13 protein-coding genes and 2 pseudogenes are annotated in these 12617 nt (G+C 53.9%); 11 read left to right on the top strand and 4 right to left on the bottom strand.

What is annotated here, in order from left to right:
• Positions 1–506 precede the first annotated feature (506 nt).
• Entirely contained in the window at positions 507–1742 is a 1236-nt protein-coding gene (locus BRW62_RS07150) for an acetate/propionate family kinase (RefSeq protein ID WP_099798876.1), read from the bottom strand.
• A 14-nt stretch (positions 1743–1756) separates the two neighbouring features.
• Positions 1757–1930, bottom strand: coding sequence for a hypothetical protein (locus BRW62_RS07155; protein WP_099798877.1), 174 nt, complete (start codon positions 1928–1930; stop codon positions 1757–1759).
• Positions 1931–2214: 284 nt separating this feature from the next.
• Between BRW62_RS07155 and BRW62_RS07160 the strand changes: the two genes are divergently transcribed.
• The 11 genes and pseudogenes from BRW62_RS07160 to BRW62_RS13355 all read left to right on the top strand — a co-directional run.
• Positions 2215–2520, top strand: coding sequence for a DUF3155 domain-containing protein (locus tag BRW62_RS07160; protein ID WP_099798878.1), 306 nt, complete (start codon positions 2215–2217; stop codon positions 2518–2520).
• 354 nt (positions 2521–2874) lie between these two features.
• Positions 2875–3120 (top strand): RNA recognition motif domain-containing protein, encoded by a 246-nt coding sequence (locus tag BRW62_RS07165; RefSeq protein ID WP_099798879.1) that lies wholly within the window; start codon positions 2875–2877, stop codon positions 3118–3120.
• A gap of 71 nt (positions 3121–3191) precedes the next feature.
• The gene (locus BRW62_RS07170; RefSeq protein ID WP_099798880.1) at positions 3192–3743 is read left to right on the top strand and encodes a DUF3172 domain-containing protein; all 552 of its coding nucleotides are present in this window, start codon (positions 3192–3194) and stop codon (positions 3741–3743) included.
• Positions 3744–3752: 9 nt separating this feature from the next.
• Positions 3753–4544, top strand: coding sequence for an MlaE family lipid ABC transporter permease subunit (locus BRW62_RS07175; RefSeq protein WP_099798881.1), 792 nt, complete (start codon positions 3753–3755; stop codon positions 4542–4544).
• A gap of 1 nt (position 4545) precedes the next feature.
• Positions 4546–4935 (top strand): DUF1818 family protein, encoded by a 390-nt coding sequence (locus BRW62_RS07180; RefSeq protein ID WP_099798882.1) that lies wholly within the window; start codon positions 4546–4548, stop codon positions 4933–4935.
• A gap of 34 nt (positions 4936–4969) precedes the next feature.
• Entirely contained in the window at positions 4970–5920 is a 951-nt protein-coding gene (locus BRW62_RS13350) for a GAF domain-containing protein (RefSeq protein WP_198405920.1), read from the top strand.
• Positions 5905–7860 carry a GAF domain-containing protein gene (locus BRW62_RS07185; protein WP_198405921.1) on the top strand — a complete coding sequence of 652 codons (1956 nt, stop codon included), beginning with the start codon at positions 5905–5907 and terminating at the stop codon, positions 7858–7860. The genes BRW62_RS13350 and BRW62_RS07185 overlap by 16 nt, the downstream gene beginning before the upstream one ends.
• Positions 7857–8798, top strand: a pseudogene (locus tag BRW62_RS15490) (FeoB small GTPase domain-containing protein); the annotation flags it as partial. The gene BRW62_RS07185 and the pseudogene BRW62_RS15490, both read left to right, overlap by 4 nt.
• Before the next feature lie 124 nt (positions 8799–8922).
• Positions 8923–9648, top strand: coding sequence for a nucleoside recognition domain-containing protein (locus tag BRW62_RS15495; RefSeq protein ID WP_227517660.1), 726 nt, complete (start codon positions 8923–8925; stop codon positions 9646–9648).
• A complete protein-coding gene (locus BRW62_RS07195) occupies positions 9648–10394 on the top strand; it encodes a precorrin-2 C(20)-methyltransferase (RefSeq protein WP_198405922.1) in 747 nt (248 codons plus the stop codon). Before BRW62_RS15495 ends, BRW62_RS07195 begins: the two co-directional genes overlap by 1 nt.
• 27 nt (positions 10395–10421) lie before the next feature.
• Positions 10422–10538: pseudogene (locus BRW62_RS13355) on the top strand (IS1/IS1595 family N-terminal zinc-binding domain-containing protein); the annotation flags it as partial.
• A gap of 102 nt (positions 10539–10640) precedes the next feature.
• Here BRW62_RS13355 and ribH read toward each other — a convergent pair.
• Together ribH and BRW62_RS07210 are read right to left on the bottom strand one after the other, a co-directional pair.
• The gene (gene ribH / locus BRW62_RS07205) at positions 10641–11204 is read right to left on the bottom strand and encodes a 6,7-dimethyl-8-ribityllumazine synthase (RefSeq protein ID WP_099798883.1); all 564 of its coding nucleotides are present in this window, start codon (positions 11202–11204) and stop codon (positions 10641–10643) included.
• A 44-nt stretch (positions 11205–11248) separates the two neighbouring features.
• Entirely contained in the window at positions 11249–12544 is a 1296-nt protein-coding gene (locus BRW62_RS07210) for an endo-1,4-beta-xylanase (RefSeq protein ID WP_198405923.1), read from the bottom strand.
• Positions 12545–12617 lie beyond the last annotated feature (73 nt).

Raw genomic sequence — 12617 nt, forward strand, 5'->3', positions numbered from 1 at the left:
CCTTGAAAGAGAGGGGATTCCCAAAGGATGCTACGCAACGGGCTGAAGCCGCGTTGCTTCGCTTTTCCCTTGAGCTGTCACCCACAACTTAATGCGGGTGGGGGCAGTCAAAGACCCCCTACTCACCTCAAGCATTTCTGCTATTGGGACTACGTTTATGTTTCGGTTCGTGGTTTCGCACTTTTCAACACTAGCCAGTTCGATACGCTCAACATCCTGCCATTGCTTGCAGTGGTTTAGGCTTGCCGCCAAAGCGGTAGTGACTTACTTGCCGGGATCTCTCCGTACTAGGATGTTTCTTCGCGTAGTTGATACGCCTACTTTCCACGTCTCTAGTTTAACACATAGAGAGGGCTAAAGCCCCCTGAGTTGGCTGTATCCCCTCGCTAAAGCGGAGGGGTTTTAGCCCGCCCACATCACTACTATAACGATAGGCTGCCCAACCTCAAGCACTCAATAGACAGGTGTTTGCTGGTTACGGCATACGTGACCTGCTAAAGGTGTCGTTAAGCGGCTAAGACTTTTAGGCAGGCACGGGCGATCGCCCAATCTTCCTGGGTCTGTAGGACAAGCACTCGAACCCTAGAGGTAGCGCTGGCAATGTCGCGATCGCCATGGTGTTGTTCATTCGCCACAGGGTTGAGGTGCACCCCTAGCCACCCCAGACCGTGGCACACATCAGCCCGCACCGATGGCGCGTTTTCACCAATTCCCGCTGTAAACACCAGTGCATCCACCCCTCCCAAAGGCGGGATTAAGCTAGCAATGCCCCGCTGTAGCGAATAGATAAAGCAATCGTAGGCAAGCTGTGCTGCTGCTACTCCCTGATCGATGGCTGCCAAAATTTGACGTAAATCATTACTAATGCCGGAAACCCCCAACAGTCCCGACTGCCGATTGACCAGTTGATCTAACTGATCCACGCTGTAGCCACGGCGCAGCAAATACAGCAAAATCCCCGGATCAATATCACCACAGCGAGTGCCCATCATCACCCCCGCAGCAGGAGTAAAGCCCATGGTCGTCTCAACACACTGGCCTCCTTTAACCGCTGCCAACGAGCAGCCATTGCCCAAGTGACAGGTAATTAACCGTAATGCTGTCGGGGGCAGCTCTAGCAGTGGAGCGGCACGTTCACTGACGTACTGATGGCTAATGCCATGGAAGCCATAGCGTTGAATACCTGCTGCGCTCAATTCTTGGGGGATAGGATAGGTTCGCGCCACCCTTGGCAGGTGAGCATGGAACGCTGTATCGAACACGGCCACTTGCGGAATCTGTGGGCAGAGTTGCTCCATCACCTCGATGCCTGCCAGATTTGCGGGATTGTGCAAAGGAGCATACTCACTAAATTCAGCGATCGCCGCTTTAACAGCAGCATCAACCTGTACAGGAGCCTGATAGCGCAAACCGCCATGTACCACTCGATGCCCAATCATGCAAATATCATCTAGGGTCTGCACAACAGCGGTCTGTCCCTCGGTGAGAGTCGCTAGGAGAGCCTTTATCCAAGCAGGCAACCCAGTGATCGCCCCTTGAGGATGGGTGAGGATGCTCTGGTACTGTTGGTGCGAAGTCTTGACCTTGAGCTTTGCTGTTGTTGGGTCTTCTCCCCAATCCAACAGAGCGTGCCAACAGGGCGGGGGCACAGTGTCTGGCTCAGCCTCCAGTTGATACAAGCAAACCTTCAGGCTACTGGAGCCAGCATTTAGTACCAGTATCGTCGTTGGAAAACGTGTCACCGGAGGTGCCTTAATTACTGCTGCGTTTGAATTTGCTGGTTATCGAGGGCATCCAACAGCTCAGCTAAGGCAATGATATCCTCACCATCGTATTCCCGCTTCCAGAGCAGTTGGGAAATTTGGTTTTCAATAGCTGAGGTCAACACCTGCGTTTCCAGCACACGGCGGACTAACCGTTGAATCATCATAGGCTTCGAACTCTTAGGGCACGTGCTCAGTTGCCTTCTAGGTTAGCCTACCGGATTGGCAGACAACGACTTGTAGCCACTTTGTGAAGTGTCACAATTTCCTATAGTTTAGGGAGTGGGATCATAAAGTCTGGTGACCCTAGCATAGGGGATCATCGTATTTAAAGTAAATCGTGTTTCGATAAATTAAGGAAAGTTGAAATTCTAAAATATACCGGATATACTAAAGGGCGACTTTTGTAAACCCGGCAACAGTCCTTATAGCAAAAAGGAGGTAGGGCAACTTGGCCAGAAGACGGAAGCGGAAGAGTCGGCGTCGTCTTGAAGGGCGCAGGATCCTTGAGTGCGTACCTCAATATAGCATTGAGAGTGGCGAAGATAAACCAGTGACCGCGGCTCGGAAATTCATTCAGGCTAAGGGGATCGCGCCACCTGCCTTACTCCTTGTCAAGCGTAATGAGCATACAACCGATCGCTATTTCTGGGCAGAAAAAGGGTTGTTTGGTGCGCAGTACGTTGAAGAGAATCATTTTTTATTTCCCAGCTTGCGGGAATTAGCTGAAGAAAAAATGGCAGCCACAGCACGCTAGCGGCTGTAGTTTTTAACAAAAGATTATTTCTGAGAACAACGAGCTAGGGCACCTCTCTGGCTCGTTCTTTTTTAAGGGATTCCCAACCACGTTCAGCAGGCAATGTTCAACGTAGTTTTTTTAAGTCGGGGGATCGGCCAACGTGTTCATAGCATCAGCGGTGGCAGGCGATCGGAACCCCCAAGCTCCCTAGGTACTGACGCCGCTAGGTATTAATTTCTTTTTAACCTTTTTGATTCCTAGGGCAACCATCGTTAACTTTCGTTGCAATTCATAGGATTCTGTAGCGTGGATCGCATGGATAAATGGAGTCTAAAGGCTATGATGAACTCAAATTGCTTCTGAGTTCGGGTTATGACACTGTACATTGGCAACCTCTCCTATGACGCGACCGAGGAAAATCTGCGCGAAGTGTTTGAAAAGTATGGCGAAATTCGCCGGATTGTGTTGCCGGTGGATCGTGAAACAGGCAAACGTCGTGGTTTTGCCTTCGTAGAGCTAGTGGATGAAAGTCAGGAAACGGCAGCAATTGATGATCTCGATGGCGCAACATGGCTAGGACGCGTGCTCAAAGTGAATAAGGCGAAGCCAAAGCAGTAAGACGCCATCCAAATCTCTCATCCCAAGGGCATACTGGTAGAGAAGTGCTGTTGAGTTTCGCTTGTTTTGCTATGCCCCGACGTTCTCCCCCGCCGCGATCGCCCTCCCGTGCTCGCCCTCAGCCCAGTCGAGTATCGGAAACGGAGTCCAAATTTAACTCCCGTACCCTCGCGGTCTTGGGAGGAGTGTTTATTATTGGTGTTGGTGTTGGTGTCACCTTTAGTAAAACCACCACCCTCAACCCCGATAATGTAGCCTCTACCCAGTTTATTGATCAGGCAGCACCTAACCCCGATATTTGCGTTCAGTTTGGCGCGAGTGCCATTGCCGTTGACACCCGTATTTTTGTTACCTTTAACCCCTTCTCTGTGTTTGTGTCCCAGCCTCTGATGCAGCCGGGCTGCGTGATCCGAGCCAACAACGTTGCACTGCTGGAGCAACGCAAACTCATTACGGGCGAGCAGTTACGCACCTGTCGGCAGCGACTCAATACCTTTGGCTATGTCGGTAACCTCGAAGGTAACCCCGACATTAGCTGTGTCTATCAAAGTAATACCGATAAGAATCTCTTCTTGAAATTATCGGGGCTCAGTAGTGGCTCAGCAGACACCAATAATTTTTAGAGGAGAGGTATGCGGAAACGGCCTCGCTGGCGGCTTAATCAGGGGACTCAACGCTTTGGCTCTGCTTTTATGTTGGCGGGGAAAGTTACCTTCCATCTGCTGAAAGGTCGCATTTCCTTTCGTAATTGCATGAATCAAATGGCGTTGGTGGGGCCAGAATCGGTGGGGGTTGCCCTCATTACCGCAGCCTTTGTGGGGATGGTGTTCACCATTCAGGTGGCGCGGGAGTTTATTACCTTTGGCGCTACCTCAGCGGTTGGTGGGGTGCTGGCGATCGCCCTCACCCGCGAACTGGGGCCTGTATTAACAGCGGTTGTGTTGGCGGGTCGGGTAGGGTCTGCCTTTGCTGCCGAAATTGGCACCATGAAGGTGACGGAACAAATCGATGCCCTCCATATGCTGGGCACTGATCCGGTGGACTACCTCGTGGTTCCGCGTTTTATTGCCTGCCTGCTGATGTTGCCGATTTTGAATATTCTTTCCTTGGTAACTGGCTTGTGGGGCGGGATGATCATTGCCGATTATCTCTACGGCATTCCCCGCACCATTTACATCGAGTCTATTCAAAACTTTCTACAATCGTGGGATATTTGGAGTTCTATTATTAAATCCGGAATTTTTGGCGCTGTTGTGGCCATCATTGGCTGTAACTGGGGGCTGACCACCACAGGGGGGGCAAAAGGGGTGGGACAATCCACCACCGCAGCAGTGGTGATGTCGTTGCTCGCAATCTTTATTCTGAATTTCTTTCTCTCGTGGGCGCTATTTGGCGGGGAGAGTAATTTGATTCCGACGTTCTAGGATGACGCAAGACTTACGGACGGGTCAGGGCTGGCGTGTTGGCTGGCGCAGCGCGTCTGATGCATTCCCCGCGCTGGTGGGGAGTGACGACTGGGCAATTGAACTTACCGCCGCCGAATTCCAAGCCTTTACTGCACTACTGGCCCAACTGACGCAGCAGTTACAGGGGATGAGCAGTGAACTGATGCCCGACGAGGCGATCGCCCTCACCGCTAGCAATGACCAGATCTATCTAGAGCTTGACGGCTACCCCCATGCCTACGGCTTACACCTGATTGTGCTTCAGGGGCGGCGGGCTGAAGGGAAATGGCCTGCGCCGGTATCAGCGGATTTCCTGCTGGCGTGCGCTGAGTTGGCTGCGACCCTCAAGTGCCCCAACGCTGAAAGCTAGAATAAAATCAATTGTTTTAGTTGCTGTCGCCCCTATGACCTCTGCCAAGCCTCCCAAGGTGACACCTGCCCTTGCTGCGTTGGTGAACACCACAAAGCAACTGCAACAGCAGGAGCAACTGGTGGGACTATTGCCCCCCCTCATTAGCTATAGCACTGACGCTCTGGGGATGGCCTTTGTCTGGTTGGCGATCTACAACGAACGTGGCAAACAATTGATTGGACAGGGGGGCATCACCCCTGTGGGCGAGGTAGGGCTGCTCAAGCAAAAAATACCGCTAGTCCCGGGTAGCCTTTTAGACCAAGTCCTCATGCAACGTAAGCCCATTAGCTTACCCAGCCTCAAAGAGGAACCCCGCCTTGGCGAGTGGCGCGATGCGGCAGTGCGGCTGGGGATTCAAGGTGCTGTGATTTATCCGATTGTGCGGCATCGCCACCCCCTTGGGGTACTGATGCTAGGCTCAACTACGTGGGGCGAAACGCTACGGGGAGATGACCTTGCCCACATGACCCTCTTGATGAGCGTCCTTGGGGCTGAAGTTGAACGGCTAACGGCCACCAAGCCCAGCAGTGACCCCCCTCAGGCCAGCGTACCCGTAGTGGGTCACGATGACCCCATCCACCATTTACTACAGGAGGCCAGCCGTGCCAACACCCTTGGCCAGCGTATTGAAGCACTGCTGTTGGCCTTGCATCAGTTCTGCCAACCCCAGCGCACGAGTTTGTTTTGGCGTGACTTAGAGCAGCCCCTCTACCGTCGCCGCAGTTACACCCTCGGTAAGCCTATGGGGCGCGAGAGCCAGCGTCAACCCTTGGCGATTACCCAGCAAGAATTGGGGGGATGTTATGCTGCCTTGGCGGGGGGGCAAACCGTAAGTGTCAGTGACATGCAAAGCGTGGTCAGCAGTACGGCTCCGCTGCGCCTGATGCAGATGCTGAACTGCCGTGCCTTAGTGGCTACTCCATTCTCATGGGCACCGAGGTGATGGGATTCCTGACCCTTGAGAAAGCGGAACCCTATCCATGGAATGACAACGAAAGGAGACTATTGCGAGTCGCAGCAGATCTATTGGCCTTGGCCGCCCCCGTAGAGCGTGCCGAGCAGATGCTGGGGCAAACGCAGCAAGCGCAAAGCCTACTGAGCGATCTCACCCAAGCAATCTGTGATGAACAGGACTGGAAACGAGTGCTACAACAGGCGGGGGAGAGGCTGGCAGCAGAATTTGCAGCCCAGTGGGTATTTTTACTCAGCTACAATTCCCTCAGTCAAACCTTTGATGTGCTGCTTCAGCATCCGGCACCGCGAGGGCGCGATCGCCATCCACCCTTGCCACCCCTGCAAAAAATGGATTGGCAATTACTGGAAACCGCAACCACCGCGATCGCCCTCGAGGACTATACCCACGAACTGCGATTGTTCTCGTGGAAAGATGCCCTCAGCAAACTGAATATCAAATCCTTGATGGTGGCCACCACCACTCCGGGGCATTCCCTAGAAGCCGTGCTCTTGGTGGGTCGCAGCGAGCCAACCCTATGGGGGCGATCGCAACAAACCCTTTTGCAAGACGTTGCCCGTGCCCTTGGCCTCCTCAGTCATCAATGGCAACTGCAAACAACCAACAGCCAGCAAGAGCAGGTGCGCTCGGCAATGTTGGCAGGACTAGCGGCACTACAGCGCACCCAAAATCTGGAGCGTGCAGAATTAGCGGGTCTGCAACACATCATGAACCTAATGCAGGTGCCCCTAGTGGCCTTGGTTACGTGGCCTCCGGGTCAGACAACTGGCTGGATTGTTGCGCCACCTCCGGGTCACCCGAAGTTTGCCATCCGGAATGAGGCGGAAGTTGCCATCTACGAAGACCCCCTCATCCACAGCGCCCTCATGGCCTCCCAAGCCGATCTGAGTACCAATCCCCACGCGTGGTTAATTCAAACCACCGCAGCAGCACTTGACCCCCGTACCCGCGAATGGCTTTGTGGGCCAGATATTGGCCAAGTGTTGGCGATCGCCCTGCGAACAGATCCTGAGTACGAGCCTTCAGGAGTATTAATCATTGCCGATCGCCCCCAGCGTCTCTGGTCAACCCTACACCTAGAGTCATTGATTACCCTAGTAAACCACATGGCTTGGGCACACCGCAGCATTTGCTTAGTGCAGGTGCTCACCCAGGGTTGGCAAACCCTAGAAAACCTAAACTGGTACAAACATCGGCGAGTCGAGCACGCCTACGGCCAACTGGCCAGTACCTGCAACCAATTTAACCAGTGGTTGCAACAGCACCCCGAGCAGGCAGATCCGCAGCTGCGCCGCCTCGGGAGTTTACTCCAGAGTCAACTGGAATCCCTGCATCCCCTACTGACGAAGGAAATATGGCAACTTGAAAAGTCCGTTGACAGTGCTGGTTTGGCAGTCATTCTCAAGCGCACCCTCGACCGCATTGAACACTGGAAACAAAAGAAAGACCTCTGGATTCAGGTGCACAACCAACCTGTGCTCACCCTCAACGGCGATATTAGCAAGCTAGAGCTAATCCTTTACGAGTTACTTTTATTTGCCTGCCAGCGATCGCCCTCCCAAGGACGGGTGGATCTCTGGTGTCAGCAACTCGAAGGAATAGGGCAGGGAGGCAAAGCCCTTGCATGGCTCGAGCTGTCGATTACCGATAATGGCGACATCGACCCACGCTTGCTCATTGATCTGCACCACCTCGATCATTTAGATTGGCTGGCACCGTCCAGCTTAGATCACCCCCCCGGTCGCCACCTCAAAGTCTGCTTTGCCCTCTGCCAGCGACTTGGCTATACCCTCGATATGTACAAACTAGAGGATGGCCGTGTCCTCAGCCGCTTAGTGATTCCCCTCAACAATGGCGATAGTGGCACCTTCGAACTGCAACAATTGTCCCAACCGCGCTCCCCCCAATGACCCCGAGCACCATTGCCTTACTGGGGCTACCCAATACCGGTAAATCCACCTTCTTTAACCGCATTGCTGCGGCTCGTACTCGGGTGGGCAACTGGCCGGGCATCACCGTAGATATGGCTCAGGCCACCGTGACCCTCAACGGCGAAAGCGTCACCCTCGTGGATTTACCCGGCATCTACGATCTGGCGGGAACCGCTGCCGATGAAACCATTGTGCGGCAGTTTCTTTCCCAGGTGCCGGTGCGGTTAATTCTGGTGATTCTCAATGCCAGCCAAATTCAGCATCAGTTACGGTTGGTGCTGCAAGTCAAAGCGTGGGGAATTCCAACGGTCGTTTTGTTGAATATGGTGGATGAAGCGCGACGATTGAGAATTGAGATAAACACCCAAGCGTTGGGCGATCGCCTCGGTGTACCCGTGGTTGCCCTGAGTGCCAAGTATGGCGGTGGCTATCTAGAGGCCTACCACACCCTCAGCCATGCCCTGCAGCACGCCCCCATCCCCTCACAGCCTCTGCAAGAGCCTGTGCTACCCGATATTCCCCCTGAGGCAGTCGCACCGTTCCTCAAAGGAGTTGTCACCTGGCCCAGTTTGCCCCAACAAACCCTGACGCAGCGGCTGGATCGCTGGCTGTTGCACCCCCTGTGGGGGCTGCCCCTGTTTTTCGTGGGACTGTACCTTGTCTTTCAAGGGGTGTGGAGTCTTGGGCTAGGGGTACAGGGTTGGCTCAGCGATGGTTTTGAGCAGTTACAAGCCACCGTGCTCAGCCCCCTCGTAGCGCCGTGGCCACCCTTGTGGCAGAGCATGGTGGTCGAGGGGCTGTATGGGGGCATCACCACCGTTGCGTCCTTTGTGCCTTTAGTAACAATTTTTTTTATTGCCATGGCCATCATTGAGGACAGTGGCTACCTAGCGCGAGCCGCGTACTTAATGGATGGTCTCATGGCGCGATTAGGACTAGATGGCCGCAGTTTTGTGCTCAGCCTCATGGGGTTTTGGCTGCAACGTCCCCGCCTTGATGGCCACGCGCGTCATCCGCTCACCGGGGCTGCGGCTGCTGACGATGCTGGTGATTCCCTTCTCCCTGTGCTCGGCACGGCTACAGGTGTTTGTCTTTCTCATTGCCTGTTTATTTCCCCCCCACTGGGGAGCGGTGGTGCTCCTGTCTCTGTACGGTTGGAGTGTTGTGGTTGCCCTGCTCACTGCCCTGTGCGCCCAAGGGTATTTTCCCAATACAGATCCATTTCTTTTGGAGTTGCCCCCCTATCGTTGGCCAACCTTGGCACAGGTGGGGTGGCGGGCATGGGGGGAGGTGCAGCATTTCTTGGCGCGCGCCAGTGGATTTATTATGGCGGGGGTACTGGTGGTGTGGGCACTCACCCATTTGCCCCTCAGTGCTGCTCCTGCCAGTGCCGAAACTTGGGCAGGTCAATTGGGTCTGGCTCTACAACCGCTGTTAGCTCCCGTGGGTATTACGCCACCGTTGACCATTGCCTTGATCGTGGGGTTCGTGGCCAAGGAGATTGTCATTGGTGCGTTGGCCGTCATTTACCAGTTACCTGGCAGTGAGCTACAGCAGGCGATCGCCCGAGATCTCACGCCCCTACAGGCCTATAGTTTTATGGTGTTTACGTTGCTTTATACCCCCTGCTTAAGTACGCTGGCGACCCTGTGGAGCGAGTCGAAGCAGTGGCGATTTACCGTGTTTGCGACCGTCTATGCCCTTGGCATCGCGTGGCTGGTCAGCGGTAGTGTGTATCAACTGGGACATTGGTGGGGGTGGGGATAGTGACCACTCTGTGGGGCGTTGGCGTAGGCCCTGGCGATCCGGAGTTAATTACCCTCAAAGGCTGGCGGCGGCTGCAAGCAGCACCGGTGGTGGCCTTTCCGGCAGGGGTGCAAGGGCGTATGGGGGTGGCAGAGCAGATTATTGCCCCCCATCTGAAGCCACAGCAGGTACGGCTCCCCCTTGAGTTTCCCTACGTCTTGGACGAGAACCAGTTGCAGCAAGCATGGCACATTGCGGCTGAGTGTGTCTATGACTACCTGCAGCAAGGACTGGATGTGGTGTTTGTCTCGGAAGGGGATGTGAGCTTCTATAGTACCTTCACCTACCTTGGCAGCGCTGTCCAGCAGCTTGACCCCACGGTACCCCTAGGAATTATTCCGGGAATTTGCTCGCCCTTAGCGGCAGCGGCGGTCTTGGGGCTGCCCTTGACGTGCGGCGGCGATCGCCTCGCTATTTTACCTGCTATGTACCATGCAGATGAACTCACCCAAGCATGGGGATGGGCCGATGTTCTTGTCTTAATGAAAGTACGGGCGGTCTATCCCCAAGTGTGGCAGTGGTTGCAGACCCATAATCTGCTGGCGCAAGCGGCGGTGGTGATCTGGGCAACAACCCCCCAGCAACAGGTGTATTACCCTCTGACTCGCTGGCCTGCCTTAGAGCTACCCTACTTTTCACTGTTGCTGGTGTGGAAATATGCCTCCCCATTTCGGTCTGACAAAAAAATGGGGCATTTCACAATATAGAATAGATATGAGTTAGAGAAGAAACGAATGCAGTGTCCCAAATGTCAATCGACCCACATCCGTAAGAATGGACAGAACAGACAAGGGAAACAGAATCATATTTGCGTCACCCGTGGACGGCAATTCATTAAAAATTATGACAGACCAAACAGAACTGCCTGAGCGCTCAGCAATGCCGTTTCGTCTTTGGGGGCGGCTCAAGTCTATCTTACAGAAATTGAATTAATTATATTAAATTATACTAACTTATAAGGTCGTGCTGGGCGGTGACCACGATTCCTCGGTAATTATGGTAGCACTGGGGCGCAACTGGGCTGACTCCATGCTGCCATGGACTTGTAATGCTTGGATAAGGTTAGCCATTTCTAGGGCATTGAGGGCATACTCCCACCCTTTGTTGCTTTTAATGCCTGCTCGCTCTAGCGCCTGCTGCATCGTATCGGTCGTGAGGATGCCATAGACAATGGGAACGCCGGTTTGCATCGCAGCCGTGGCAATCCCTTTGGTAACTTCGGCGGCCACATAGTCAAAGTGCGGGGTTTGACCACGAATGACCGCACCGAGGCAGATTACAGCCGCATAACGACGGCTCGCCGCCATTTGGGCAGCCACAAGGGGAATTTCAAAGCTGCCGGGTACCCAAGCATAGTCCACTTGAACTCCCTTGGGGTTTGGGTCAACCCCATGGCGACGTAAGCAATCTTGGCAGCCTTCCAGCAGCTTAGTGGTAATCAAGTCATTAAACCGGGAAATGACTATGGCAAACCGTGGTGAGCCAAGAACTTGATAGGTGCCTTCAAAAACAGCCATAGGGGAGGTTGCAGCCGATAAAGCATTAGGGCAGTTGCCCCTTCTCAGTATAACGTGCCCTTGGGCACTCCTAGGTTGCAATCCTCAACTGAGGGAGGCGGTTTACAGCCGAAGGGTGAGTGTTGTTCCCCCTCTGGTAAGACGAACTCTTGGCTAGCGGTTTTGCCTTTGGCGGTTACTGTTAAGCGATAGCGCCCGAGGTATCCTCGCCCTTGCCAGTGTCCTGCTTGGTTGGTTTTACCGCTGAGCGTTGTCCACCAGTCCTGAAAGAGGAGTTGGCGGTAGGTACGGGCGGCGCTTTTGGGCGAAAAATCACGGCGGTAGAGTGCGGCTTGGGGTCGCCAGTGGTTGCCTTCCCAAAACCCCCAGAGCAGAATTTCTTTGACGGCGGGGTGGGCAAAGGCAATACGATAGATCTGCCGTAGGGTCTGCGCCTGCTGCTCCTCGTCCGCAAGGCTAACGCTAACTTCAGTAATTTTTAGGGGTAAGTTAAATTGCGCTAAGGTATCGAGGGCACGCTGCATTTTAGCCGCATCGAGCGGGTATTCTAAATGGGCTTGAATGCCAATGCCACCAATGGGTACCCCTTGGTTAAGTAGTGTACGAATCTGCTGAACATAATCGTCGAGGCGATCGCCTTCGATAATGCCGTAGTCGTTCACGTAGAGCACGGCTTTGGGGTTGCCTTCGTGGCACCACTCAAACATCTCCTTAACGATGCCATCTCCTAAGCGGCTGCGGAAAAAATTACCGTGAAGCATTTCGTTATTAACATCAAACTCATTGATGCGCCCACGGTAGTGACGACAAACAGCGATGGCATGGGTCTTGACTGCGGAGCGCAATTGCTCGGGAGTTAGGGTTTTGAGCCATGCTGGATTGAACTGTTCTACTTCCCAAAAGAGGGTGTGCCCCCGCATGGGCCAACCTTGCGCCTCACTCCAAGCTAGGATGCGATCCGCCATCGTAAAGTCTAGCTTGCCCTGCTCTGGCTCAAGGTCATACCACTTCAGGGCATTTTCATGAACAGCGGCATTAAAATTCTGACGGGCGGTATCTCGGTACCAGTTGGCTGCTGCCGGTGGCGATGGTGCAAACATCGCTGTATCTAAGGCAACACCAAAGGCAAAGGTGTGGGTTTGCTGACTCAGCATGATACTGGCATTGGCAATCCCCCGTCCTTGAGCATCTTCCACAACCACGGTGAGGGGAGCTTGCCGCAGTTGTTCGATGCGTGCTGTTAGAGCATCGGTGGCAGAAGTGGCTGATTGCCGGGCACAGGCCAGCACCAATCCAGCACTCAAGCACAGCAACAGCAGATAGCGCAGGAGCTTTAACATTGCTGCTCGAAAAAAACGTTTCCCTTCAACGGTAGCAATTTCTATATAACAACAGCTATGAGCAGCAGGACGG

Origin of the sequence: Thermostichus lividus PCC 6715, assembly GCF_002754935.1 — a bacterium.
Lineage (GTDB): Bacteria > Cyanobacteriota > Cyanobacteriia > Thermosynechococcales > Thermosynechococcaceae > Thermosynechococcus > Thermosynechococcus lividus.

Excerpts from the sequence above, each read along its gene's own strand:
- BRW62_RS07155 (WP_099798877.1), bottom strand. The coding sequence starts at position 1,930 with ATGATGATTCAACGGTTAGTCCGCCGTGTGCTGGAAACGCAGGTGTTG.
- BRW62_RS07165 (WP_099798879.1), top strand. The coding sequence starts at position 2,875 with ATGACACTGTACATTGGCAACCTCTCCTATGACGCGACCGAGGAAAAT.
- BRW62_RS07170 (WP_099798880.1), top strand. The coding sequence starts at position 3,192 with ATGCCCCGACGTTCTCCCCCGCCGCGATCGCCCTCCCGTGCTCGCCCT.
- BRW62_RS07175 (WP_099798881.1), top strand. The coding sequence starts at position 3,753 with ATGCGGAAACGGCCTCGCTGGCGGCTTAATCAGGGGACTCAACGCTTT.
- BRW62_RS07180 (WP_099798882.1), top strand. The coding sequence starts at position 4,546 with ATGACGCAAGACTTACGGACGGGTCAGGGCTGGCGTGTTGGCTGGCGC.
- BRW62_RS13350 (WP_198405920.1), top strand. The coding sequence starts at position 4,970 with ATGACCTCTGCCAAGCCTCCCAAGGTGACACCTGCCCTTGCTGCGTTG.
- BRW62_RS07185 (WP_198405921.1), top strand. The coding sequence starts at position 5,905 with ATGGGCACCGAGGTGATGGGATTCCTGACCCTTGAGAAAGCGGAACCC.
- BRW62_RS15495 (WP_227517660.1), top strand. The coding sequence starts at position 8,923 with ATGCTGGTGATTCCCTTCTCCCTGTGCTCGGCACGGCTACAGGTGTTT.
- ribH (WP_099798883.1), bottom strand. The coding sequence starts at position 11,204 with ATGGCTGTTTTTGAAGGCACCTATCAAGTTCTTGGCTCACCACGGTTT.
- BRW62_RS07210 (WP_198405923.1), bottom strand. The coding sequence starts at position 12,544 with ATGTTAAAGCTCCTGCGCTATCTGCTGTTGCTGTGCTTGAGTGCTGGA.